At 67.1% G+C, this 25,097-nt stretch carries 17 protein-coding genes; 8 read left to right on the top strand and 9 right to left on the bottom strand.

Going from position 1 to position 25,097, the window contains the following annotated elements:
- Positions 1 to 254: 254 nt before the first annotated feature.
- The 4 genes from HYG95_RS21715 to HYG95_RS21700 all read left to right on the top strand — a co-directional run bounded on the left by HYG95_RS21715 (position 255) and on the right by HYG95_RS21700 (position 5,286).
- The gene (locus HYG95_RS21715) at positions 255 to 791 is read left to right on the top strand and encodes a hypothetical protein (RefSeq protein ID WP_181700532.1); all 537 of its coding nucleotides are present in this window, start codon (positions 255 to 257) and stop codon (positions 789 to 791) included.
- Positions 792 to 982: 191 nt separating this feature from the next.
- Entirely contained in the window at positions 983 to 1,492 is a 510-nt protein-coding gene (locus tag HYG95_RS21710) for a hypothetical protein (protein WP_181700530.1), read from the top strand.
- A 48-nt stretch (positions 1,493 to 1,540) separates the two neighbouring features.
- Positions 1,541 to 4,972: an arabinosyltransferase domain-containing protein gene (locus tag HYG95_RS21705; protein WP_370465876.1), complete on the top strand. Its 3,432-nt coding sequence runs from the start codon at positions 1,541 to 1,543 to the stop codon at positions 4,970 to 4,972.
- A 152-nt stretch (positions 4,973 to 5,124) separates the two neighbouring features.
- The gene (locus HYG95_RS21700) at positions 5,125 to 5,286 is read left to right on the top strand and encodes a hypothetical protein (protein ID WP_157101793.1); all 162 of its coding nucleotides are present in this window, start codon (positions 5,125 to 5,127) and stop codon (positions 5,284 to 5,286) included.
- 71 nt (positions 5,287 to 5,357) lie between these two features.
- On the opposite strand, the gene HYG95_RS21695 is transcribed toward HYG95_RS21700, so the two are convergent.
- On the bottom strand, positions 5,358 to 8,690 hold the full coding sequence (locus HYG95_RS21695; protein WP_181700528.1) for an arabinosyltransferase domain-containing protein: 3,333 nt from the start codon (positions 8,688 to 8,690) through the stop codon (positions 5,358 to 5,360).
- A gap of 471 nt (positions 8,691 to 9,161) precedes the next feature.
- Positions 9,162 to 9,464 (bottom strand): hypothetical protein, encoded by a 303-nt coding sequence (locus HYG95_RS24990; RefSeq protein ID WP_225281265.1) that lies wholly within the window; start codon positions 9,462 to 9,464, stop codon positions 9,162 to 9,164.
- Between HYG95_RS24990 and HYG95_RS24985 the strand changes: the two genes are divergently transcribed.
- The 4 genes from HYG95_RS24985 to HYG95_RS21675 all read left to right on the top strand — a co-directional run bounded on the left by HYG95_RS24985 (position 9,454) and on the right by HYG95_RS21675 (position 12,592).
- Positions 9,454 to 9,792: a hypothetical protein gene (locus HYG95_RS24985; RefSeq protein WP_225281266.1), complete on the top strand. Its 339-nt coding sequence runs from the start codon at positions 9,454 to 9,456 to the stop codon at positions 9,790 to 9,792. The two genes, HYG95_RS24990 and HYG95_RS24985, sit on opposite strands and share 11 nt — an antisense overlap.
- Before the next feature lie 643 nt (positions 9,793 to 10,435).
- On the top strand, positions 10,436 to 11,083 hold the full coding sequence (locus HYG95_RS21685; protein WP_181700524.1) for a hypothetical protein: 648 nt from the start codon (positions 10,436 to 10,438) through the stop codon (positions 11,081 to 11,083).
- Between the two features lie 234 nt (positions 11,084 to 11,317).
- Positions 11,318 to 11,815, top strand: coding sequence for a peptidylprolyl isomerase (locus HYG95_RS21680; protein ID WP_181700522.1), 498 nt, complete (start codon positions 11,318 to 11,320; stop codon positions 11,813 to 11,815).
- 213 nt (positions 11,816 to 12,028) lie between these two features.
- Positions 12,029 to 12,592 carry a Uma2 family endonuclease gene (locus HYG95_RS21675; protein WP_181700520.1) on the top strand — a complete coding sequence of 188 codons (564 nt, stop codon included), beginning with the start codon at positions 12,029 to 12,031 and terminating at the stop codon, positions 12,590 to 12,592.
- A 116-nt stretch (positions 12,593 to 12,708) separates the two neighbouring features.
- Here the strand turns inward: HYG95_RS21675 and HYG95_RS21670 are convergent, their stop codons facing one another.
- The 7 genes from HYG95_RS21670 to HYG95_RS21640 all read right to left on the bottom strand — a co-directional run bounded on the left by HYG95_RS21670 (position 12,709) and on the right by HYG95_RS21640 (position 25,044).
- Positions 12,709 to 13,290 carry a Uma2 family endonuclease gene (locus HYG95_RS21670; protein ID WP_181700518.1) on the bottom strand — a complete coding sequence of 194 codons (582 nt, stop codon included), beginning with the start codon at positions 13,288 to 13,290 and terminating at the stop codon, positions 12,709 to 12,711.
- Between the two features lie 112 nt (positions 13,291 to 13,402).
- The gene (locus tag HYG95_RS21665) at positions 13,403 to 14,947 is read right to left on the bottom strand and encodes an acyl-CoA carboxylase subunit beta (RefSeq protein WP_067494870.1); all 1,545 of its coding nucleotides are present in this window, start codon (positions 14,945 to 14,947) and stop codon (positions 13,403 to 13,405) included.
- 5 nt (positions 14,948 to 14,952) lie between these two features.
- On the bottom strand, positions 14,953 to 20,157 hold the full coding sequence (gene pks13 / locus HYG95_RS21660; RefSeq protein ID WP_181700516.1) for a polyketide synthase Pks13: 5,205 nt from the start codon (positions 20,155 to 20,157) through the stop codon (positions 14,953 to 14,955).
- 94 nt (positions 20,158 to 20,251) lie between these two features.
- A complete protein-coding gene (gene fadD32, locus HYG95_RS21655; RefSeq protein WP_181700514.1) occupies positions 20,252 to 22,165 on the bottom strand; it encodes a long-chain-fatty-acid--AMP ligase FadD32 in 1,914 nt (637 codons plus the stop codon).
- 213 nt (positions 22,166 to 22,378) lie between these two features.
- On the bottom strand, positions 22,379 to 23,398 hold the full coding sequence (locus HYG95_RS21650) for an LLM class F420-dependent oxidoreductase (RefSeq protein ID WP_067494879.1): 1,020 nt from the start codon (positions 23,396 to 23,398) through the stop codon (positions 22,379 to 22,381).
- 153 nt (positions 23,399 to 23,551) lie between these two features.
- Positions 23,552 to 24,541 (bottom strand): cutinase family protein, encoded by a 990-nt coding sequence (locus tag HYG95_RS21645; RefSeq protein WP_181700512.1) that lies wholly within the window; start codon positions 24,539 to 24,541, stop codon positions 23,552 to 23,554.
- A complete protein-coding gene (locus HYG95_RS21640) occupies positions 24,541 to 25,044 on the bottom strand; it encodes a DUF732 domain-containing protein (protein WP_067494883.1) in 504 nt (167 codons plus the stop codon). Before HYG95_RS21640 ends, HYG95_RS21645 begins: the two co-directional genes overlap by 1 nt.
- Positions 25,045 to 25,097: the final 53 nt, after the last annotated feature.

Raw genomic sequence — 25,097 nt, 5'->3', positions numbered from 1 at the left:
AAGCGTCAGATACGTATAAGAGACAGCCCGTCGCCTCCCCCACCTTCACCACCACCGACATCGGCCCCTTCACTCTCATCACCGTCAACCGCTGATCCGCGAAAACGAGTTCGCGCAACCCTGTCTTCCGGGTGGGGCGGCGCACTACACTTGGCGGTGCGGAACGGTCGTCGTCGGTGGGGGTCGGCGGATGGCGAAGGTTATCGATCCTGCACGTTGTGGGTCCGGGTGGCCCGTTACCGGAGGAGGACTTCATGTCCGATCCGTTGCACACCAGGGTGTGCCTCACCGGAGTGAATTGCATCTGTCCGAGTATCAGTGTGTTCGTGGTGCCCGAGCCGCTGGTCAGGGGTGGGCAGATGCTGCATCTGCTGGAACAGGCGCCGGTGGCCGAACGGGGGCCCGAACCCGATCCCGACCTGATCGACCTCATCGAGGCGGTGCGTACGCCCTTGGATCTGCCCGGGCTCGCCCGGATGCAGCGCGTGGCGTTCACCGGCCCACGGCACGATCCCACCGCCGCGCGCACAGTTCTGCACGACCATCTGATCGAGGAATCGGCGCCGATCGGCCTCGATATGGACGATCCGGCGGAGCTCACCCGGCTCTCGATGCTGCCCGAACACCGGATCGGACCCCGGCGCATCGACGACTTCCAGGCGCACTCGGTGCGGCAGGCGATGGCGGCGGTGTACCAGTTTTTCGGCGTGGACCAGCGGGTACCCCTCGTCTACCACGGTTTCGCCGACCCCGGCGACGGCTGGTTCGCCCTGCGCGCATCGGCAGCCTGACCGGACATGTGTCCATAGACACCCGGTAGCTACTGGTGTGCGGAGCACCGATAGACAACAATATGTGCGGTTGCAGCGAACAAACCGCACAGTCCGTCGGACGGGGCGGGTACGCTGCGAAATGTTGACAAGTTCGGCCGACCGAAATCAGTTTTGGTAGCGCTGATCGGTACGGATGCAGAGGTATAGCTATGACGCTCAGCAGACCGGAGCGAATCGATTTCCTGATGCGGGAACATCGCCAGGACGCCGAACCTGCGCCACGGGAACAACTGCACTCACTCGGCGATATCGAGAAGTTCGTGGTCGATGCCGCGATCGCCATGCTCTCCCCCGGTCAGAAGTTCGCCTTGCTGTGGTCGCTGCAGGTCGGCGGGCATCTGGTGGCGGGCGTTCAGGTCAAGGAGCGCGACGGGTCGGTCACCAATATGGTGCCGCCGACCGAGGTCGTCGAATACCTGGCCGACCACAAACGCATGTCCTACGACCCGGCGGTCGGCGCGTGGCTGAGTGCGGAGATCTTCATCGCCGGACCCACCCGTTTCAAGGCCACCTACTCGGCGGGCACCGTCGCCGACTGGATGCCCGAGGTGTCGGTCGACGATCTGCGCGCCGAGTTCGTGGCCTACCCGCGTCCGGCCGCGGAGATTCCCGATTGGGCCCGCTCGCAGCTCGATTGGTCGAACAGGATGACCGGATAGGACGCGGCGCCCCCGCACGATCGGGTCGGGTGGCTAGCATCAACCCCCGTGCGACCGGACCGATCTGAACGAGCGTTCACCCGATACCGCCTGATCGCCCTCGTCTGTGGGCTGCTCGGGTTCGTGCTTGCCCTGCTCACACCGCTGTTGCCGGTGCGCCAGGACCGCGCGAGCCTCGACTGGCCGCAGGCAGGCGCGACGAGTGTGCAAGCACCACTCGTGTCGTACGTGCCCCAGCAGGTGAACGCGCAATTGCCGTGCCCGGTGCTGCGCGGACTGCCGGGCGGTGACGTGCGCGGTCCCGAGGGCGAGAACCCCACCCCGCAGCCGACGACCTTGCTCACCACGATCCCGGCCGAATCCGGGCAGATCACCAAGGGTCTGAGCGTCGTCGCGCGCGAGGGCGTGCTCACGGTGCAGGCCCGCGATGTGCCGATGCTGTCGGCGCCGATCGAGGAGATCGCGAACTGCGACCACATCGCGGTCGACTCCACCATCGCCGCGACGACCGTCGAGTTCGTCGGGGTGACCCGGGCCGACGGTAGCCCTTTCCGCAACACCGTCACCGTCGACAAGCGCCCGCAGATCGTCGGGGTGTACACCGATCTCGACGAGAACCAGCTCACCGGCGCCCGGTTCCACGCCGATATCGACTCCCGCTTCACCTCCACCCCGACGCCGCTGAAACTGGCCGTGATGATCGTGGCCGCGCTCGCCACCCTCGCCGCGCTGGTCGCCCTGCACCTGCTCGATCGCGCCGACGGCCGCCGCGCCCGCCACTTCCTGCCCCGGCACTGGTGGCGCATCACACCGACCGACGTGGTCTTGGTGGCGACGCTGCTCGGCTGGCATGTGATCGGCGCCAACACCTCCGACGACGGCTACATCCTGAACATGGCGCGCGCCTCCGGCCCGTCGGGCTACATGGCGAACTACTACCGCTGGTTCGGGGTGCCCGAGGCGCCGTTCGGATGGTCCTACGAGCTGCTGGCCTGGATGACGAAGATCTCCGACGCCAGCCCGTGGATGCGGCTGCCCGCCCTCGTCGCGGGCCTGGTGTGCTGGGCGGTGATCAGCCGGGAGGTGCTGCCCCGCCTCGGTGCCCGGGTGCGCCGCGACAAGGTGGCGCTGTGGACGGCGGGCCTGGTGTTCCTCGCCTTCTGGCTCCCCTACGACAACGGTCTTCGCCCCGAACCGCTCATCGCGGCCGGCGCCCTGCTCACCTGGTGCGCCATCGAACGCGCGATCGCCACCGCCCGCCTGCTCCCCGCCGCCCTCGCGATCCTCATCGCCGCGTTCTCCCTCGCCGCAGGACCGACCGGACTCATCTGCATCGCCGCGCTCATCGCAGGCACGCGACCGGTCATGCAGATCATCATCAAGCGCGCCCAAGGTCTACGTCCTCGCGAAATCGCGGCTGACAGAGACGGACTCGACGCTGCCGCCGAGGACAGCACAGCCGGCGCACCCGCCCCGACAGAAGCGCCGATCACCGATGGCAAGCTCGAGGCCCGGAGCACAGCCGACGGCGCCCACGCATCGGGTCGACTTTCCCTGGCCGCCAAGATCTTCCGCTACGCCGCCCTCCTGGCACCGGGCATAGCCGCAGGCACCCTGGTTCTCATCGTCGTCTTCGCCGACCAGACCCTGGCGACCGTCATGGAAGCCACTCGCGTGCGCACCCTGGTCGGCCCCAACGCCGCCTGGTTCGACGAACGCACCCGCTGGGATTCGCTGTTCATGCTCTCCCCCGACGGCTCGCTGGCCAGGCGTTTCGGTGTCCTCGTGATGCTGCTGTGCCTGCTGGTGTGCATCCTGCAGGTGTTGCGCAAGGGCCGCATCCCGGGCACCTCACGCGGCCCGTCGGTGCGCATTCTCGGCATCGTGTTCGGTGCGCTGCTGCTGATGATGTGGACGCCGACGAAGTGGACACACCACTTCGGCGTGTACGCGGGCCTGGCCGGGTCGCTTGCCGCACTGGCCGCTGTCGCAGTGGGCGCCAACGGTATTCGCGCACCTCGCAATCGCGCTCTGTTCACCGCGGCGGTCCTGTTCCTGCTCGCGCTCACGTTCACCGGCTCCAACGGTTGGTGGTACGTGTCGAGCTTCGGGGTGCCGTTCTGGGACAAGGCGCCGATGGTCGCGGGCAAGGGTGTGTCGACGCTGCTGCTCGGGCTCAGCGTGCTCGCCCTGCTCGTCGCCCTGTACTTCCACCTGCGCGACCCGTACCGCAAGCCTTCACGCCCAGCCCGTTTCGATCGTTTCGCCACCATGCCGTTGACGATCGCGGCCGCGCTGCTCGTGGCATTCGAGGTGGCCTCGATGCTGAAGGGCGCGGTCACGCAGTATCCGGCCTATTCGATCGCCAAGTCGAATATCGAGTCGCTGCAGGGCGATACGTGCGCCCTGGCCAACGACGTACTGGTGGAGACGAATACGGCCGATTCCTTGCTCACTCCCATCACCGGCGCTCCCGCCGACGGACTGAGCACCGAATCGGCGGCCTTCACCCCGAACGGTGTGGCCGCCGACCTCACCGCCGACGCCGACGAGACCGTGGTCGGCGGGGCCAACTCCGTCGACAAGGATTCGGCCAACAAGACGACCAACACCACCGGGGCGGGCACCGGCGGCGGCACGAGCACCGAGGCCGGTATCAACGGCAGCACCGTCGCCCTGCCGTTCGGCCTCGACCCGGCCCGCACGCCGGTACTCGGCTCCTACCAGGACGGCGTGCAGCAGCAGGCGAAGCTGACCTCGCAGTGGTACGGCGCCGATGTCGACGCCGTGCGCGACGATCCCGCCTACCAGGCGCTGGTCGTCACCGCCGCGGGCCGTATCCGCTACGTCGACAACGACGGCGTCGTGCACTACGGCCAGGACCTGGTGGTCGAGTACGGCACCCGGGCGGAGGACGGATCGGTGCAGGTCACCGGCTCGATCCAGCCCCTCGACATCGGTCCGTCGCCGTCGTGGCGCAACCTGCGTGTGCCGCTGGACCGCCTGCCCGCGGGCGTGAACGCGGTACGCCTGGTGGCCACCGACAACGACATCACCCAGAAGCAGTGGCTCGCGGTGACCCCGCCGCGCCTGCCGAAACTGGCCTCCCTCGACTCGGTGGTCGGGCACACCGATCCCGTGCTGCTGGACTGGCACGTCGGCCTGGCGTTCCCCTGTCAGCGCCCGTTCGAGCACCACGACGGTGTCGCCGAGGCGCCGAAGTGGCGGATCCTGCCCGACCGGGTGGGTTCGGACGCGGCCAACGCCTGGCAGGACGACATCGGCGGCGGCCCGCTCGGCTGGACAGGTCTGCTGATGAAGGCCGAGACTGTGCCCACCTATCTGGATAGTGATCTCGGTCGCGACTGGGGCTCGCTGGAGCGGTTCACCCCGTACGAACCGGCGCCGGCCGCCGACATCACAGTGCGGGTGGTAGACCAGTCCGGACGGGCGAAGGAGCCGGATATCCGCGCGCGGTAGAGACTGGGGCAGCGCATGGGCAGTGATCGGGCAGTTGCGCTGCTGTTTCACGAAAACCCTAGTGTCACTGGACATTTCGGTTCGGTGAAAGACCCGTTAAGGAGCGGCTCAACTTGGCCCGTTCTCAGGTTTGGGCACGTACCCTGGTGGGTATGACAGGAGCCTTCGATGACATGGACCTGCGGGATCTCGTCGACCTGCTCAGCGACGACGAGAAGAAGGAACTACGACCTGCCGTGATGCGGGTGCTGGAAAGACTGCCCTCCCAGGAGGTATTACGCCGCGATCTCAACCGTCGCTTGCTGAACGTCTGACTACCCGACCACGACATACAAACCGAAGGCGGGGACCACGATGGTGGTCCCCGCCTTCACGCTTTCCCGCCTCAGAACACCCGAAGCGGTCCCGGGCTCCAGAACCCGTCGCGACCGGTCGTCGCGGTCTCGAGCTGAGCCGGTTCGGCCTGGATGTGCTGGTCGTAACGTTCCAGCGAACCCCAGTCGCGGGCCCAGTCGTCCTTCAGATAGGTGGGGATGGTCACCCGGGCGGCCAGCATCTGCGTGAAGCCGAGCGGGCCACCGAACTCCTGGGCCTGCCAGGTGTCGGTCGAGGAGATGGCCAGCGGGCGGTCGGGCAGGATGCGGTAGTTGGGCACCTCGGCCACGCCGTTCTCGTGCGAGAACGGACGCTGGCACGGGAACTGCAGGCCGACGGCCCAGTCGAGCAGCACCGGCTGGGTGCGGCCGATGAAGCTGTCGAGGCTCTGCAGCTTGGGCACCCGCGGCGGGGTGAACGCCAGCCACTGGTCGCCGATCAGGATCGGGTCGTTGGCCAGGATGCGCACGGCGTCCGCCTCGGGCGCCAGCTCGGCCAGCGGCACCCGCAGGTTGCGCCACGACGGTGCCGGGCCGATATCGCGCGGCTGGTAGGTGCCGAGCGGGGTGACACTGCCGTCGGGGTTGCGCGTGCCGTACTCCACGAGCAGCGACTGACCGTACTTGTCGGCGCCGGTGTCGTCCTTGGAGGCGATGCGACCGGCCGCGCTGATGACGACCAGCGGCGACTCCTCGGTGCGCGGGGGCAGCCCGTACCAGGACGACTCGAGGCGGGCGCGCTGCTGCATGCCCTCCTGGTAGGAGCCGAGCACCGGCGTCTGCGCTGGATCGAGGCCGAACGGCAGGGCGACGGTCGACCCGTTGACACCACGCGCACCCTCACCACCGCCGGTGCCCGCGCTCTCACCTTCGGCGAAAGCGGCGCCGACCGACTGGTTGCTGGTGTTGCCGGTGCCCGGCTTCACCTCGACGGCATCGGCCGACAGGTCGCCCGGCACGCCGTTGGGGCTGAACCCTTCGGCCAGCGTGCCGCGTAGCGGGTCGGCGGGATCGACCAGCGGGCGCGACGGGTCGACGATCGGGTCGAGCCTGCCGCTGTTCGGGTCGGCTTCCACCAGCACGTCGCGGGCCAGGCCGCAGCTCTCGCCACCGAGCGCGTCGATGTTGGAGCGGGCAAGCGAGTACGCCGGGTACTGCTGGGTGGCGCCCTTCACCAGCGAGAGCACCTCGAACGCGACCATCAGCCCGACCACGACGGTGAGCGGGATAGCGGCGAACTTGCGGATCCGCCTGCCGCGCTTGGTCTTCGCCGACGGCTGCGGTTTCACATAGTCCTCGCGCAGCGCGTACCAGCCGACCAGCGCCAACCCGACACCGAACAGGATCAGCATCACGGTGTTGGAGTGCACCCCGCGCAGCGAGATGGTCTTGTCGAACCACGGCACGCCGTAGCTGGACACGTACCAGTACCCGTTGATGCCCGAGAACGACAGCGCGAGCACGAACAGCAGCCCGGCGAGGAAGATCGCCCGGTTCTTACGCGAACGCAACGCGCTCTGCGACACGGCCACGGCCGTCACCGCGGCCAGCGATCCGGCGATGCCCGCGTACGCGCCGAAGTGGTGGGTCCACTTCGTCGGGTTGAACATCATGAAGAAGATCGTGCCGAACACCACGGCCATCAAACGCCAGGTCGGACCCGACGCGATACCGGGCACCTGACGGCGGCGCAGCAGCACCAGCAGCGTGGTGAACAGGCACAGCAGCATCACCAGGAAGGCGAAGCGGCGGGCGAGCGAGCCGTCGACGGTCTCGACGAACATGTAGTAGTAGCGCAGGTAGTCCTCGTACCAGGCCAGGTTCGGTCCGGTGGCCTGGCGCACCCGGTTGGCCTCCTGGATACCGGCGAAGGTCTGGTCGCTGTAGACCACGGTGAGCACGAGCAGGCCCGCCGAGGCGATCGGCGCGAGCAGCGCGGCCGTGCCGAACTGGCGATGACGACGCACGATGATCCGCACCAGCGGCCGGATACCGGCGAGCAGCGCGGCCACACACATCAGGCCGGTCGGTGCCGCGGCCAGCGTGAACGCGGCGACGAGCACCGCGATCCCGGCGGGCAGCAGCCGGCCGGTGGCGATGGCGCGTTCGATCGAGACCCAGGTGAGCAGCGCGCCGAGGGCCACGATCGGCTCCGAGCGCAGGCCGTTGTCGAAGGGCAGCCAGAAGGCGAGGAACACCAGGCCACCGGTCCACAGCGCCACCTGGCTGCGCTTGACCGCGTTGCCGAGGCGGGGCACCACCTCGCGGCTGATGACCATCCAGCACAGGATCGCGCAGATCAGGGCCGGGACGCGCACCCACGGGCTGGCCGTGGAGACCTCGGCGAACACCTGGATGACGTAGTAATACCAGCCGAACGGCGCCTCCGGCACGCCGTACCAGCGGAAGTAGTTGGCCATGTAGCCCGCTTCGGGCGCCACCCGGACCATCGAGAGGATGTAGCCGTCGTCGGAGGTGTTGGCGCCGACGAAATGCCAGACGAGCAGCGTGCCGATCACCGCGCCGTCGGCCCAAGTTGGCTTGAGCCAGTTCTTCGGCAGGAACCGGCGGTGCCCACGCCCGTCGCTGCCGTCGAGCTGGGCGAGCGCACCGAGTGCCAGCAGGGTGCACAGCACGGCCGCGATGATCGCGATGAGCTTCACCGCCGACGGGCTCGACGAGAACCTGGTGTCGATGGTCGAGGTGAGCGAGAGACCCTGGGGTACTTCGCCTTCCAGATCGGAGAACACGCCGACGATCTGCGGGCGCAGGTCGCCACCGAGCTCGCCCTCCACCGGGACCAACACCGTCTCCGTCGCGCCCGGCTGACCGGGGATCGGCCGCTCGATCTCCGTCATCAGGCCGTCGAACGAGGCTCGGGTGCGGTGCTGGTCGGAGGCGATGGTGATGGTCGAGCAGCCGCCCATCTCCGAACGTGGCGCCGAGGCGACCACCGCGTTGCGGTCGACCACGTCGACGGCGGTGTCGGAGACGCGAACGAACAGCGCCTCGAGCGCTGCGCCGTCACCCTGGGGCGGTGCGGTGGCCAGCAGCATGCCGCCCTGGGCGGGCAACCGGTCGACCGCAGCGCACGGAATGGTGGCGTTCAGGTCGATCGGCACCTGCGACATCAGGGGCGCTTGCAGATTGCCGAGCTTGCCGTTCTGCGGCCAGTTCAGCTGCGCGGTGGTCTGGGTGACCGGCAGGAACGGCGTCGCCACCGCGAACACGGCTCCCAGGAGTCCGGCGATCAGCGCGATCCATCGCGCGATGCGGAAGTCCTTCGCGGAGGCCACCGGTTCTGCGGGTGGCTTGGAGAGAACAGCGGTTGCGGCGTCTGGCACGGTTCGACATGGTATCTGCTGGGTTGACTCAGCGTTGGTGCGCGCGAGTCAGCGGCCGTGAAGTCGTCGGAGTACCAGTGTGAAGTTCAAGTATTTCATTAGGTTTAACCTGGTAGAGCCCGTGCCGCTCCCGCCGGCCCCACTTGTTTCGCCATGATGCATATCGGCTATCGATCCAGGTCCGTTCCGCATGACAGGAAGTGACCGAAGAAGGCACAGGAGTTATCCGATGATATCAGCGCGAGTTCTTCGTGTTGATAAAAAATGCGGTAACTGTTACACGCGGTAACGTCGATGCATTCTAAGGCCGGAATCGGCGCAAACGCACCCTTTTCACGAAAGTTTCCGCACGAAATCGTCGCGATGAATCGAGCGCTGTAAACAATTCCCATTCGTACTCTTGAACGTGACAGCTTTCATCCCGAAAGTCTGTCGGCTTCACCTAGGAGTACGCATGAGCCATACCAATTTCTATACGCGTGCAGCCCTGGCTTCCGTGAGTTGTGCGGCAGCCGCAATTGCCTTCGGAATGGGGCCGGCGCACGCCGCCGGGTCCACCACCGTTTCGCCCGCCGGGGCGAATGTGTCGGCAACCAATTCGGGGACGGTGAAGTTCGTGGCGGGCAGCGTCACGGTGACCTGCACGACCTCGAGCACCACCGGCGCGGTACCCGCCGCGCCGAACAACTCGAACCCGAGCGGGCCGGTGACGGTTCCGATCGCGGCACCGAGCATTACCGGCTGCACCACGAGCATGTGGGGTGTGAGCGCCACCGTCACCACCAGCGGCAGCTGGGCGATCACCGGCCAGAACGGCTCGCCCATCACCGGCAGCCTGGTGATTCCCACCGGTGGCGCGGTGATCAAGACCTCCGGTCTTGCCACCTGCACCGCCGTTGTCGCCCCCACGGCACCGGCGAATGTGGCCGGTTCGTGGACCAACGGGTCACCCTCGACGGTGTCGCTGACCAACGCCTCGGCGCCCATCAAGGTGACCGGTGGATTCGGCTGCCCGACCAGCTCGACCACCGGAACGGTGACGGCCACCTACAAGGTGAACAACACCACCAACCCGTCGGTGCCGATTACCGTCGGCCCCTGATTTCAGGGTGGATATTCCGGTGACGGGTAACGCGACGATGTCACCGCGAATCAGGTGAAGCACACCGGTGTGCAATAAATAACGGCCCGCATGCGTCCGATGACGCATGCGGGTCCCTGTATTACCGCGGCGAGGATTGTTTCTCGTACGCGGTTTTGTCATGCTCGCGCCCTGATTCGCCGGTTATCGGCTACGAGATCACCGCTGTGGATATCCGATCTGAACAGCCGATTCGGATAGACCACGCCTGCCGAATCCTTGAGGTGTGGAGTTCAACCGTTTTATTGTGTTTAGAACCGGCAACTACCGAATATGCAACGGTTCAGTTGTTTGTTTCATCACGATGCCAAGTAACTATTACAGCAGGTCAGTGGCGACTCGCCTTCGGCGTCTGCAGCTTGACACAGAGATAGCTGCCATACTACCGGTCAACTGTGCGGCCGTTAATAAGAACGGTGGTAACTGTTATACCTGGTAACGGCTGGGCATTCTAAGCTAATCGAGCCGTATTCGGACCTCGAACGGCGAGCGATTCCCGATGAAATGGTCGCCACGAAACACACGACATGAACAATGCGGATTCGTACTCTTGCTCCTGACAGCTTTCATTCCGAATGCTCGTCGGCTTCACCTAGGAGTACGCATGATCGAAAATAAATTCTGGACACGCGCCGCCTTGGCAAGCGTGAGTTGTGCGGCAGTCGCCGTCACTTTCGGCATCGGACCGGCCAACGCTGCCGGCTCCACCACCATTTCGCCCGCCGGCGCGAATGTGTCGGCGACGAATTCCGGGTCGGTGAAATTCGTTGCGGGCGGTGTCACCGTCACCTGCACCACCTCGAGCACCACCGGCACGGTACCCGCCGCGCCCGGCAACACCAATCCGAGTGGGCCGGTGTCGGTGCCGATCGCGGCGCCGAGCTTCGCCGACTGCACGACGAGTCTGCCCGGCACCAGCGCCACCATCACCACCAGTGGAGATTGGGCGATCACCGGCCAGAACGGCTCGCCCATCACCGGCAGCCTGGCGATCCCCACCGGCGGCATGGTGATCAAGACCAGTGGCATCACGGCCTGCACCGCCGTGGTCGCGCCCACTGCTCCGGCCGACGTGGCAGGTACGTGGACCAACGGGGCGCCCTCCACGGTGGCGCTGTCCGATGCGCCGGCACCGATCAAGGTGACCGGCGGGTTCGGCTGCCCGACCAGCGCGACCAGCGGCACGGTGACCGCCACGTACAAGGTGGACAACACCACTGATCCGTCGGCGCCGATCACGGTCGGCCCCTGATTACAGGGGTGATATTCCGGTGACGGGAATCGCGACGAAGTCACCGCGAATCAGGTGAAGCACACCGGTGTGCAATAAGGCCCGCGTGCGTTCGATGCGCACGCGGGCTTCTGATCGATTATGTCCCCCGACAGGGTATTTCCCGCTCGGGGGCACCCTCCTGCCAGGAGTAGTTTTACCGGCGCGCCGGACCCCGGTCACTTCCTGACCCCTCCCCTCCCTAGACTCGACCGCATGACCAAGGTGAATCTCGTAACAAACTACGGACCGATCGTGCTCGAGTTGGACGACCAGGCCGCGCCGAACACGGTCGCCAACTTCGTGAACTACGTGAACTCCGGCCATTACAACGGCACCGTGTTCCACCGCGTCATCCCCGGTTTCATGGTGCAGGGCGGCGGCTTCGAGCCCGGCCTGAAGCAGAAGCCCACCCAGGCGCCCATCCAGAACGAAGCAACCAACGGCCTCAAGAACGACAAGTACACCGTCGCGATGGCCCGCACCAACGACCCCCACTCGGCCACCGCCCAGTTCTTCATCAACGTCTCCGACAACGCCTTCCTCAACCACACGGCCCCCCAGGGCCAGGGCTGGGGCTACGCCGTCTTCGGCAAGGTCGCCGAGGGCACCGAGGTGGTCGACAAGATCGCCGCCGTCCCGACCGGCAACGCGGGCCCCCACCAGGACGTCCCCCGCGACGACGTCATCATCGAATCCGCAACCGTCGCCTGATCTTCCCGACGCTTGCCCCGGGCCGCCACCATTCTTTTCGGTGGCGGCCCGTTTTGCGGCGCAGTCTCCGGTGGCGCCGGGCACGCCGCGCCGCAGGCGATGTGGCTCGGTGATGCTGACCGCCTGTCGGGAGTACCCCTGGTACTCGGAGTACCTCGAGTACACTGAACCGGCGGGATCGGGCCCGCTCAGAGGCGTCCGAGAGGAGCGTGCGTGACTGCCGAGACAGCGCCCGCGTGGATGCATGAGCAGATCACGGCGGAGGTCTACGACTCCTGGTCCGAGGAACAGTGTGCGGGTATCGAGATCGTCGACGGGATGGTTGTAGTGAGCCCGAGCGCCTCCAAGCGCCACAACCGATTGGCTCGTGTACTGGCGAACGCGCTCGATGCCGCCGCAGGCGATGACTGGAACGCCGATACCGACTTCGACGTGCGGCTACAAGACGTTCCACTGACCAACCGTCGGCCGGACGTGGTGGTGTACCGAGCGGAAACCATCGACGTAAACCCCACCCGCCCCGAGCATGTCCTCCTAGTGGTCGAAGTTGTCTCCCCGGGTTCGGAAACAACGGATCGCGTGGTGAAAGTGGATCAATACGCCAAAGCGGGCATCGCGTTCTACTGGCGAATCGAGCAGGCCGCCAACGGCATTCCGCTCATTTACACCTACATTCTCGACCCGGCCACACGGACATATCGAACGGGTGAAATGTACACCGGCACCGTCAAGTCCTCGGTGCCGTTTCCGGTAGAGATCGACCTCGGTCGAATCTAGACTTTCAAGGTTGAGTGGATGTTCGCACTCGTCTGCACAATGGAATTGGTTGCATTGTGCGCGGTGATCGCGCTGGGAATGTGGCGGAGCGGGGATAGTGCCGCGCGGGCAGTTTCTCAGGCGACCCAGGCTTTCAGCGGCTCGGTGTCGAGCGTGATGCCGACCGGGTCCGGAATGGGGACCTGCGCACCGAAGGGCTGGATGAGAATTCGTTCGTACTCCCCGTCGACCGGGTTGCTCCGCACAACGACGGAACCTTTCTCGCGGTCGATCAGGAGATACACCGGAATGCCGGTCCTGGCATAGGCGCGCGGCTTCTCGCAACGATCGCGGCGATCGGTGTCCTGATCGTGCGAGGTCACCTCTACGACCATCAAAACCGGCGCAGGGTCAGCCCATTCGGGTTGGCCCGCGAAAACACCTGTCGGAGCGAGCGCACCATCCGGGCGCGCCCGACCGGTCCGATAGGAATCGACCTTCAATCCACGTTCCGGGAACAGCCACAGTTCGGGCCGCAGGACGAGCAGCACACGCATCAGCCACTCGAGCACGCAGTCGTGATCCCCGTCCGGCACGGCCTTGGCCCCCAGTTTCCCCTCGACGAACTCCAGCCGGACACCCTCGGACACCTGACCGGCGACGCGCGCGAGTTCCTCGAACTCGCCGGTCGTCATGAGCGGCTCACGCGCTGCGGTCATATGCCAACGATACCGAGTGCTATCGCTCTACGAAGCATCGTCGAGCCAGACCGTGCCTTCCGCCGCAGTGCAACGGCCGCCGCAGGAAAGTCGCGACGGCCGTTGGCGGGGACTACAGGGGCAATACGTGGTGTTTGCGGGGGTTGCGCTGGAGTTTCTTGTCCTGGAGGAGTTTCAGGGCTCGGCGGAGTTCCAGGCGGGTGGTGGCGGGTTCGATTACCGCGTCGATGAAGCCGCGTTCGGCGGCTACCCAGGGGGTGGCGATGTTGGCGTTGTAGAAGTCGATCAGGTTTTGGCGGATGGCGGCGCGCTGGTCTTCGGGGGCCGCGGCGATCTGGGCGGCGCCGAGGAGGCTGACGGCGCCCTCGGCGCCCATCACGGCGAGGCGGGCGGTCGGCCAGGCGAGGTTGATGTCGGCGCCGAGCTGCTTGGAGCCCATCACCGCGTAGCCGCCGCCGTAGGACTTGCGGACCACCAGGGTGATCTTGGGGACCGAGGCTTCCACGTAGGAGAACAGGAAGCGGCCGCCGCGCTTGATGACGCCGACCTTCTCCTGTTCCACACCGGGCAGGAAGCCGGGGGTGTCGACGACGAAGATCAGCGGGATCTCGAACGCGTCGCACAGGCGCACGAAGTGCGAGGCCTTGTCCGAGGCGCGTGCGTCCAGGGCGCCGGCCGAGGCCAGCGGCTGGTTGGCGACCACACCGACGCTGCGGCCGTCGACCCTGGCGAAACCGGTGATGATGTTGGGGCCGGTGCCCGCGCTGATCTCCTTGAACTCACCGTCGTCGAAGATGCGCAGCAGGATGTCGTACATGTCGTAACCGGCGTTGTCGGAATCCGGCATGATCGTGTTCAGCTCACGATCGGAGTCGGTGATCTCGGGCTCGATGCCCGGGTTCACGACCGGCGGGAGCTCCTGGCAGCTGCTCGGCATGTAGGCGAGGTACTCGCGCACCCACTGGAACGCGGCGGCCTCGTCGACGGCCACGTGGTGGATGTTGCCGTACTCGGCCTGCGTCTTCGCACCGCCGAGCTCCTCGAGGCTCACGTCCTCGCCGGTGACCTCCTTGATGATCTTCGGGCCGGTGACGAACATGTGCGCCGACTCGGTCGCCACCACCACATCGGTGCAGATCGGCTGGTACACCGCGCCACCGGCGCAGTTGCCGAGGATCACCGACACCAACGGCACCATGCCCGACAGCGGCTCCACATTGGTCGCCATCCACGCGTACCAGGCCAGCGAGCTGATGGCCTCCTGCACGCGCGCGCCACCGGAATCGTTGATGCCGACCAGCGGGATACCGACCTTGGCGGCGTACTGCATGATCCCGCACAGCTTGCGGCCGAACGCCTCACCGACCGAACCGCCGTACACGGTCTGGTCGTGCGAGAACACCGCGACCGGACGGCCGTCGACCTGCCCGTGCCCGACGACGACACCGTCGCCGTAGAGGGCGGTCGGGTCGCCGGGCTTGCGGACCAGCGCACCGATCTCGACGAAGGTGCCCGGATCCATCAGCATGTTGATCCGGTCGCGGGCACTCGGAATGCCCTTACGCGCCCGCTTTTCGATACCCTTCGCGCCCGCGGGCTCTTTCGCGAGCTCGAGCCGCTGGTTCAGATCGGCAAGCTTTTCGGCGGTCGTGCTCAACTAACTCAATCTCCCTTTGCGGAAATCGCGGCCAGCTTGGCGGCGAGGTCGGCACCGATCTGGCCGATCCGCGGTTCGTCGACGATCTGCAGGTGGTCGCCCGGAATGTGGACGATCTCCAGGTTGGGAATGTATTCGTCCCAGCCGCCGTTCGGCTTGCGATGGGCGAAACGCGGCTCGAGTTCGATCGCGCCGTCGTGGTAGCGGTCGGCCAGGTACAGCACGACGTCACCGTCGTACTGACGCGGCGAAACCTGCTGCAGCGCACGGTTTTCCAGCCATGAGGTGCGCTGATGTTCGAGCACACCGCCCGGAATCTTCGCACCGGAGAGCTTGATCAGGTCACTGATCATCGCGAACTGCTCGGAATCCGTCGCAGCGGCGAGTTCCTCGATCTGCTCCCGATCGAGCTCGGCGGGAACGTTGTAGGTCTTCTTGGCGAAGGCCTGGTAGCGCTCGAGGCGGCGCACACGCTCCTCGGGGCTGTTGTCCTCGTCCTCGACGGTCATCGCGAGGTCGATCAGGCCGACGTAGCGCACGTCGGCGCCCTCTTCGCGCAACATCTGACCGACCTGGAGTGCGAGCACCGCGCCCAGCGACCAACCGGCCAGCACGTACGGCCCGTCGCCCTGGAGTTTGCGCAGCTCGGGCAGGTACTGGCGGGCCCGCTCCTCGATGGAGCCGTCGACACGCTCGAAGCCGTACATCGGGGTGTCGGCGGGCAGACGCTTGAGCAGCGGCTCGTACACGAGCGTATTGCCACCGGCCGGATGGAACACGAACACCGGCACGGCGTCGGAACCTTCCGTGCGAGCCCGCAGCGGACGAACGAACCCGTCCACATCGGCCCCGCTGTCCTGCAACCCGCGCACGATGTCAGACAACTGCTCGATCGTCTCGCAATCGAGCACGTCGTCGACGGTCACCTCGGCACCCACCCGCTCGGTGAGGCGGGCCGCCATCTTCTCGGCGACCTCCTCTTCCAGAATCGGCAGGGTGTTGAAGATGCCGCCGGGCGAGGCGCCTGTGACGACAGCCCAGGTGGCGTAGGTCAACCGCTCGGCCGCGTCACGTGGCGGAACGTTGTCCTCGTCGGCACCGGCGTCGGCGAAGTAGTCGATATCGGCGACGGCCTCCGAAACCGGCTCGGCCACAGCGCCGTTGGCGACAGCTGCGGCGGTCGCGGCATCAGCCGCAGTGCCCGCACCATCACCTGCGGCGTCCGAAACCGTATCTGTGGCAACGCCATCCGAGGGCAGCTCGGCGCCGGCCTGCCTGGCCGCGGCCAACGGATCATCCCCCGCCGCGATAGCGGCCCGCGCAGCCTCGACGAAGTTCGCGTCGACCCCGAGCTCCACATCCTCGCCCGCGGCCCGCGCGGCAGCCTGCTTCTCCGCCATCGCCGCGACCTCGTCGCGGTGCTCGATCGCGTAGCGCAGCACCTTGGCCACCTCGTGCAGGCTGGCATCGCGCACGGCCGACACCTGCAGCTGCGGGATGTCGAATTCGTATTCCACGCGGTTCTTGATGCGCATGGCCATCAGCGAGTCGAGCCCGAGTTCCATCAGCGGGATCTCCATGGGGAGGTCCTCGACGGCGTAACCCATGGACTCGGCGACGATCACGCACAGGCGCTGCTCGACGGTCTCGCTGCCGTTGGGGTCCCAACGGTCGCTGGTGGCGACGGCGATCTCGGCGGCGGAGGGCTCGGCAGCCGGAACAGCAACGGGCGCAACCGGTTCGGGCAGGGCCGCACCGGAGGTGACGACCGCGTCGAACAGCAGGGTGAACCCGACCGGCGTCTTGGCGTGCACCTGCACCGACGCCCCACCGAGGTGCGGCGTGAGGGTGGTTGTGAGGGTGCCGGCGGTCGGCAGCTCGGCGTGCGGGTGCGTCACTGTGACGGCGACATCGGACAGCACCTGCGTGGCAGCGGCCTTCACCAGGGCGGTGAGGTCGTTGACCGAGGCCGCCTGGACCTCCCAGGCGTGACGGCCGTCGGGCATCGCGACGTGCGCGCCGGGCACACGGGTGTTGCCCGAACCCGACGACATCGTGACCTTGGGCCAGTACTCCTTGCGCACGAACGCGGTACGCGGAACATCGGCGTAATCACCTTCGGGCAGCAGCGAACTCAGGTTCACCGCATGACCGTGCACGTAGAGCTGGGCGAGCGCGCCGATGACCCCGGCCGACTCGTCCTCCTTGCGCTTCAAGGTCGGGATGAGCTGCGCGTCGTGCACACCGGCCGCGAAGGTGGTGCCGAGAACCTGCATCAGCGCAACGGAATTCGGCGCCAGCTCGAGGAACGTGGTGTGCCCGGTGTCGACGGCAGCCTTGACCGCGTTGGTGAAGTACACGCTGTGGCGCATGTTCTTCACCCAGTACGGCTCGTCGTGGATCGGGTCGGTGCCGGGCTTGAAGTACAGGCCCTCGTGCACGGTGGAGTACAGGCCCACCTTCAGCGACGTGGGCTCGATGCCGGCGAGTTCGGCGGCGAGCTCGCCGAGCAGCGGATCCATCTGGGAGGTGTGGCCTGCGCCGCGGGTCGGGAGGATGCGGGCGAACTTGCCCATGCCCTCCACCTCGGCGACGATCTGCTCCACCTGATCGCGCGGACCACCGATCACGGTGTTCGTCGGCGCCGCGTACACCGCGCACTCCACATCGGGGAAGCGCGGCAGCAGCTGGGCCACGTCGTGGGCGCTGAGTTCGACCAGTGCCATATTGCGCACGTCGTCCTCGGTGATCATCTGCTCGCCCTCGCCCATCAGGCGCGAGCGGGCGCAGATCACGCGCACCGCGTCCTCGATCGACAGACCGCCCGCGATGTAGGCGCCGGCGACCTCACCCATCGAATGACCGACCACCGCGGCGGGTTCCGCGCCATGTGCGCGCAGCACCGCGGCCAGACCGAGCTGGATGGTGAAGATACCGACCTGGCAGGTACCGACGTCGTAGTCCTGCTCGTCGTCGAGGAACATCTCGCGGATCGAGTAACCGGCCTCGTCCTGCACCAGCTCGTCGACCTCGTCGACCGTCTCACGGAAGATCGAGTTCTCGGTGTAGAGCTGCTTGGCCATCTTGCGGTGCTGGGAGCCGAAACCGGCCATCACCCACACCGGACCGTTGGACGCGGGCGAGTCGGCGGTGAACACACCGGCGCCCGGCTTGCCCTCGGCGATCGCGCGCAGACCGGCCACTGCCTCTTCGTGCGTCTTGGCGACGACGACACCGCGCGAACGCTGGTGGCTGCGCTTGGCCAGCGAACGGGCCACGTCGGCCAACGGCACATCTTTGCCCGCACCCTCGAGCCAGTCGGCGAGCCGGGCGGCGGCGCGCTTGCGGCGCGACGGCAGGTAGGCGGATACGGCGAGGATCACCGGCAGCGGCTCCGCGCGGTCGCCGTCCCACTCGAGCGGGGCGGGCTCGACGGCGGCCTCGGTGATCGCGACGGCCTCGGCGACCACATCGGTGGTCTCGGAGCCCTCTACCTGCGCGGCGGCGACCTGCTCGGACGTCACGTCCTCGACGACGGGCTGCGACGGCACGTATTCCTGCAGCACCACGTGCGCGTTGGTGCCACCGAAACCGAAACCGGAGATACCGACGGTGGCGACACCGCTGTAGCGGGGGAACTCGGTCGGCTCGTCGACGACCTTGAGGTTGGCCTGCTCGAACGGGATGTACGGGCTCGGGCCCGCGTAGTTGATGTTCGGCGGAATCACGTTGTGCTGGAACGACATCAGCACCTTGGCCAGAGCGGGCACACCCGCACCGGACTCGAGGTGACCGAAGTTGGTCTTCACCGAGCCGAGCAGGGCGGGCTTGTCGGCCTCGCGACCACGGCCGATGACGCGGGCCAGCGCGTCGGCCTCGATCGGGTCACCGATGGGGGTGCCGGTGCCGTGCGCCTCGATGTAGTCGACCGAGGAGGGGGCGATGCGCGCGTCGCGGTAGGCGGCACGCAGCACGTCGACCTGGGCGTCGGGGTTGGGGGCGAACAGGCCGTTGGAGCGGCCGTCGGAGTTCACCGCGGAACCCTTGATCACGCCGAGGATGTTGTCGCCGTCGCGTTCGGCGTCGACGAGGCGCTTGAGCACGACCAGGCCCGCGCCCTCGGAACGGACCATGCCGTCGGCGTCGGAAGAGAACGCCTTGATGTGCCCGTCCTTGGCGACCGCGCCGTTCTGGTCGAAACCGAGCGTGATCACCGGGGCGAGGATCATGTTCACGCCGCCGGCGAGCGCCACATCGGCCTCGCCGTCACGCAGCGCGCGCACCGCCTGGTGCACCGCGACGATGGTCGAGGAGCAGGCGGTGTCGACGGTGATCGACGGGCCACGGAAATCGAAGAAGTACGAGACACGGTTCGCGATCACACCGGTCGACGCGCCGAGCAGGGCATAACCCTCGGCCGACACCGGCAGATCCGGGTCACGATCGCCCAGACCCAGCGAGGCGAGCAGCTGGAAGTCGCTGGTGGAGGAGCCGACGAACACGCCGACCTTGCCGCCCTTGAGGTCACTGGCCGGAATGCGCGCGTGCTCGAGCGCCTCCCAGGTGAGCTCCATCATCAGCCGCTGCTGCGGGTCGACCCGCTCCACCTCGACCGGCGACATCGCGAAGAACTCCGCGTCGAAGCCCTTCACCACGTCCTGGTCCAGGTAACCGCCGAGGGTGTTGCCCGCCTCGATGGCCGCGGCGACCGACGGGTCCGCGCGGAACTCGTCCCAGCGGCCCTCGGGCAGCTCACGGATGGCGTCGCCGCGACCCATGATGAATTCCCAGGTCGACTCGGGGGTGTCGCCCGCGCCCGGCAGCCGTGTCGACAGGCCGACCACGGCGATGTCGTGCGCCTCACCGGGGGTGAAGCTCGCGGTGTACTCGTCGGCCGACTCCTCGACCTCCTCCGGCTCACCGTTGACGATGATCTCGGCCAGCGACGCGATGGTCGGGTGCTGGTAGATCACCGTGGGAGCCAGCGAAACGCCGGTGCGGTCCTCGATGTCGCCGCCGAGGGCCAGCGCGTCGCGCGAGGCCAGCCCGAACTCCTCCATCGGCCGGTCGACGGTGATCGCGTCGATCGACTGGCCGGTCGCCTCGGCGACCCAGCGGCGCAGCCAGTCACGCAGCTCGGCGACCGAGAGTTCGGTCTGCTCCGCGGGGAGGTCAGGGTTCTGGGTGGGCGTGCCCTCGTTGTCAGCCATCAATTCCTCAAGCTACCTGTCTGCGTACAGGGCGCGCCGTGGATTGACGCCCGGTGTGGTCGCACCGGGCGTCAGCTCCGAGCCGGTCGGCCGATTACTCTTCCGGTGCATCGGGGAAAGCCTGCTGGGTGTAACCACCGCGCAGCGTTCCCTCGAGGTAGGCGGCCTTGCAGGCGCGCCGGGCGATCTTGCCGCTGGACGTACGCGGGATGGAACCTGCGGGCACCAGCAGCACGTCACGCGCGGTGACGCCGTGGCGCTGCGAGATCGCCGCACGCACCGCGTCGGCGATCGGGCCCGGGTCGGCCTTACCGGCGCCGGGACCGCGTTCGGCCACGATCACCAGCTGCTCGGACGCGTCGTCGGCGTCGAACTTCAGGCCCGAGTGGCTGTCGGCGGCGAACACTTCGGCGGGCAGCTGGTTGGCGGGCACCGCGAAGGCGGCGACGAAACCGGGGCGCAGCGCCGTCGAGGCCTCCTGGGCGGAGTACTCGAGGTCCTGCGGGTAGTGGTTGCGTCCGTCGACGATCACCAGGTCCTTCACGCGACCGGTGATGTACAGCTCGCCCTCGAAGTACACGCCGTAGTCGCCGGTGCGCATCCAATCGGCACCGGGCTCGGTGCCCTCGGTGTGCCCACCCGGCTGCGCTTCGGCGATCTTGTTGCGGAACGTCTTGGCCGACTCGTCGGGCCGACCCCAGTAGCCGATGCCCATGTTCTTGCCGTGCAACCAGATCTCGCCGACCCGGCCGTCGGGCTGCTCACGGCCGCCCTTGGGATCGTCGATCGACTCGGGGTCGATGATCGCGGCCCACTGCGACAACCCGACGTAACCGCAGGAGACCTGCGCGATGGCGTTCGGTGCGGTCGGCTCGACCCGAACCATCCGGCCCGCGTTCAGCTCGTCGCGGTCGACGTAGATGTACTTGGCTTCGTCCTCGGCCTTGGTCGCCGAGACGAACAGCGTCGCCTCCGCCATGCCGTAGCACGGCTTGATGGCCGTCTTGGGCAGACCGAACGGCGCGAACGCCTCGTTGAACTTCTTCATCGAGGACACGGTCACCGGCTCGGACCCGTTGATCAGGCCGATCACGTTCGACAGGTCGAGCGACTCGCCCGCCTTCGGCACACCACGCGCGGCGGCGTGCTCGAACGCGAAGTTCGGCGCGGCCGCGAAGGTACCGGCACCGTCGGAGACGGCGGCCAGCTCGTTGATCCAGCGCGAGGGGCGGCGCACGAACGCGCTCGGCGACATGATGGTGATGAACTTGCCGCCAACGGCGGGCAGGATCACGGTCAGCAGGCCCATGTCGTGGAACAGCGGCAGCCAGGTGACGCCGCGCGAGTTCTCGTTCATGTTCAGCGAGTTGATCATCTGCAGCAGGTTCGTCCCGACCGCACGGTGCGTGATCTCCACGCCCGCGGGGGTGCGGGTGGAACCCGAGGTGTACTGCAGGTAGGCGATGTCGTCGATCGCGGTGTCGGGCCGGACCCACGAGTCACCGAGGGTGTCGGGGATCGCGTCGACGGCGATGATGCGCGGGCGCTGAGCTGCGGGCAGCGAACGGAAGAACTGGCGCACGCCTGCCGCCGAGGAGGTAGCGGTGAGGATCGCCGACGGCTCGCAGTCGCCGAGCACGGCGTGCAGCCGGTCGGTGTGGCCGGGTTCGTCGGGATCGAACAGCGGCACCGAGATGGTGCCCGCGTAGATCGCGGCGAAGAAGGAGATCACGTAGTCCAGGCCCTGCGGCGCGAGGATCGCGACCCGGTCGCCCGGGTTGGTCACCTGTTGCAGGCGAGCGGCCACCGCGCGCAGCCGAACTCCGAACTCCTGCCAGGTCAGCTCGTGCACCTCGCCGTCGCGTTCCCGCGAATAGTCGATGTAGCGGTACGCGAGCGTGTTCGCATCGTTACGGGTGTGCTTCTCGACGTGATCGACCAGGGTCCGACCCTCGGGAATAACGATGTTCCCGGTCTCGTCCAGGTAGTCGTCGAAAGTCTCTTCCATTCCTTCTTCTCCTCCGAGGCCGAGTCACCGGTGAATTCGTCCAACGCATTTCGACGTTGACGCCGGTGCGGCCACGACTCGCTATCGCCACCGGCCCCCGGAGCACGCCGGAGCGTGCATCCTGACAACCTGCGGATTTTCGAGCGGTCTGCGCGGTAGACCGCTATCGGCTAGATGTTCTCAAACCAGAGTCATGTTACAGAGAACCCCCGCTCAGTCCTCCCGCAGCAGCGGAATGACAGGCGCGAACGCGTCCATCTGGGTGGGAAAGATGCCCACATACGACATCGACGTGAGTTCGCGCACACGCTTGATCTGTTCGGCGATTTCCTCGAACGTACCGATCGCGACGTAGGGCGAGTTCAGAATATCTTCCACCGATAGTTCCACGTCGACCTCGAGGTCCGGGTGCAGGCCGCGATCGATCGCGCGCAGCGCCATCTCGGCGGTCTTCTCCCGGTCGTCGGTGATGACGATGGCGGTGATGGCCCAGTTCAGTTCGATGTCGGCGAACCGGTCACCGGCAGCGGCCTTGACGATGTTGACCTTCTCGATCGTCTTCTCGAGCGTGATGCCCGAGAGCAGGCCCTTGCCGTTCTTGGTCGTCTGCGGCACCACCGAGACGATGTCGGCGTGCTTGGCCGCCAGGGCGAGCATCTTCGGGCCGCCACCACCGGTACACAGCGGCGGACGCGGGCCCTGCCTCGGGCGCGGCGTGCCCTTGATGCCGCGCACCTGGTAGTGCTTGCCCTCGAAGTTGCATTCCTGGCCGCGCAGCAGCGTGTCGAGAATGGTCAGCGACTCGTCGAGCTTCTCCAGGCGCACGCCCGGACGCTCGTACGGGATGCCCGCGTTCTCGAACTCTTCCTTGATCCAGCCCGCGCCGACGCCGACTTCCAGCCTGCCCTTGGACAGCACGTCGATGGTCGCCAGGTCCTTGGCGAGCACGACTGGATGGCGGAATCCGTTGGCCAGCACCGAGGTGCCCAGCCGGATCTTGCTCGTGGCCTGCGTGAGTGCGCCCAGCGCGGCGATCGGGCCGATCTGGTCACCCAGGTGATCGGGCACGACGAACGTGTCGTAACCCATCTCCTCGGCTTCCTGTGCCGTCTGGACGAACTTGCGCGCGCCACCCTCCTGCTTGTTGCCCTCGCCCGCCGCGGCGAAACGGAACGGACGCAGCGGCGTACCCAGCGCGGTCAACTCACCGACGGGTGCCCCAGCTTCGGTCATGAACTCTTCGCTCCTGGCTCTCCGGTGTGTTCGGGCGCAATCACCAGCGCACTTTACAGCGTGCGAGCGAACAGTACTGCGGATGTCACAGCGAGGCATGAACCACGCCAAACATGGCGCCCCTGTGACTGTGACAACCTCGTCTTGCGAAACTCAGGAATGCGGTGGATGGGGGGCGTTCTGGATGAGTTCGCTCGCCCAGTTCACCGTCCACTGGGTGGCGGTGGTGCCCTGTCCGTCGACGGTATTGCTCGCGTAGAGGGCGTGCACCGGGTTGCCGGCCGACCGGATCAGCGCCGCGAGACTGCCCAGCGCGTTCACCGGATTGAGGGCCTCGCGTGGCGCGTCGCAGATCATGTCGCCGGGGGCGCAGATGGAGAACACCTTCGGTGCCAGCTCGCCGAAACCACCCTCACGCGGGCCGGTCATCGTGATGCCCGGCACGTTCACCCCCCGCAACGCGACTTCGGCACCCTCGCCCGCGGGCGGCGGGTCGCCGATCTCGGTCGGCTGGCCGGGGCCGGTGTTCGCGGTGCGGCGGCCGTCGGCGATCACGGTGACGCCGAGTACCCGGTCGGCGGGGATCGGGCCGTTGCCCGCGCCGATCTGGGCGGCCACGTCACCGGCGATCACCGCGCCCTGGGAGAATCCGGCGATCACGTAGGTGGTGAGCGGGCACTGCTGGTGACGCTGAGCCAGGATGTCGGTGGCCCGCGCGGTGCCCTCGGTGCGGCTGTTGTTGTAGGAGGCCTGACCGTCGGGCGGGATGGCGATGGGGTTCGAGAACTGTGCCACGTAGGGCACGGTGTACACCTCGAGCCGGTTGTCCGGGAACTGGGCGCGCAGCGGGTTGGAGATGCTGAGCATCAGCGAGATCGGGTTGGCCGTCGGGTTGTACGGGTCGTCGTTGCTGGCCGACTCCCAGGTACCGGGAATCGACAGCAACATCACATCGGGACAGTCCGCCGACTGCGACGTCGGTGGCGGGGGCCCGGGCGGCGTCGGCCCCGGCTCACGCAACCGGCCCGCGAGCAGGTACCACAGCAGCACGATGACGATGATCGCCAGGACGAGCAGCGCGAGTACCGTCAGACACCCCGCAGGCCAGAGCCTGCGGGTACGTCGCGTCGGTCGGGGATTCATCAGCAGTAGGTGGAGTTCGCGGCCGCGATGTAGATCTCGGCGGCCTTGTTGACGTCCATCTTGGCCGGGTCGAACGCGGCGTCGGTGCCCGCCATCGCGGCGACGAAGGTGGCGATGTCGGCGTCACTGGCGCCGGTGCTCTTCGCCGAGCAGATGTAGGTGGCGGCGGTGATCGCGCTGGTCTGGTCGGCCGGATGGATGCCGTTCTTGCCGAGCTCGTCGAGGAACGCCTTGTCCTTGCCGGTGGCCGGGGTCTCCTCGACGGTCGGCGCGACCTGCGGCTGCTCGGGAGCCGAGGTCTCGGACTCCGGCGCCGCCGAGGTGGTGTCCTCGGCCGCCGAGGTGGCGGGAGCCTGCGTGGTCGCCGACGCGGCGGCGCTCGCACTCGACGACAGGGTCGGTGTCTGCGAGGCGGTCGAGTCGTTGTCGCCGCAGGCGGACAGCAGGGCGACGGCCGCGAGGGCCGCGACCGATCCGGCTACCTTGCCAGGGATCCGATGCATGAAGATGTCTTTCCTCGATCGTTAGTCAGGGGAGCGGTCGCTGCCAAGGCTAG

Origin of the sequence: Nocardia sp. GTS18, from assembly GCF_013839555.1 — a bacterium.
GTDB classification, from domain to species: Bacteria; Actinomycetota; Actinomycetes; order Mycobacteriales; family Mycobacteriaceae; genus Nocardia; species Nocardia rosealba.
The sequence above is the reverse complement of the archived record's forward strand: the minus strand, read 5'-3'. Positions and strand labels throughout refer to the sequence as shown.

Bases quoted from the DNA above. Each gene is read 5' to 3' on its own strand.
- HYG95_RS21685 (WP_181700524.1), top strand. From the start codon at position 10,436: ATGATCGAAAATAAATTCTGGACACGCGCCGCCTTGGCAAGCGTGAGT.
- HYG95_RS21670 (WP_181700518.1), bottom strand. From the start codon at position 13,290: ATGACCGCAGCGCGTGAGCCGCTCATGACGACCGGCGAGTTCGAGGAA.
- HYG95_RS21700 (WP_157101793.1), top strand. From the start codon at position 5,125: ATGACAGGAGCCTTCGATGACATGGACCTGCGGGATCTCGTCGACCTG.
- HYG95_RS21650 (WP_067494879.1), bottom strand. From the start codon at position 23,398: ATGACCGAAGCTGGGGCACCCGTCGGTGAGTTGACCGCGCTGGGTACG.
- fadD32 (WP_181700514.1), bottom strand. From the start codon at position 22,165: ATGGAAGAGACTTTCGACGACTACCTGGACGAGACCGGGAACATCGTT.
- HYG95_RS21680 (WP_181700522.1), top strand. From the start codon at position 11,318: ATGACCAAGGTGAATCTCGTAACAAACTACGGACCGATCGTGCTCGAG.
- HYG95_RS21715 (WP_181700532.1), top strand. From the start codon at position 255: ATGTCCGATCCGTTGCACACCAGGGTGTGCCTCACCGGAGTGAATTGC.
- HYG95_RS21640 (WP_067494883.1), bottom strand. From the start codon at position 25,044: ATGCATCGGATCCCTGGCAAGGTAGCCGGATCGGTCGCGGCCCTCGCG.
- HYG95_RS21645 (WP_181700512.1), bottom strand. From the start codon at position 24,541: ATGAATCCCCGACCGACGCGACGTACCCGCAGGCTCTGGCCTGCGGGG.
- HYG95_RS21710 (WP_181700530.1), top strand. From the start codon at position 983: ATGACGCTCAGCAGACCGGAGCGAATCGATTTCCTGATGCGGGAACAT.
- pks13 (WP_181700516.1), bottom strand. From the start codon at position 20,157: ATGGCTGACAACGAGGGCACGCCCACCCAGAACCCTGACCTCCCCGCG.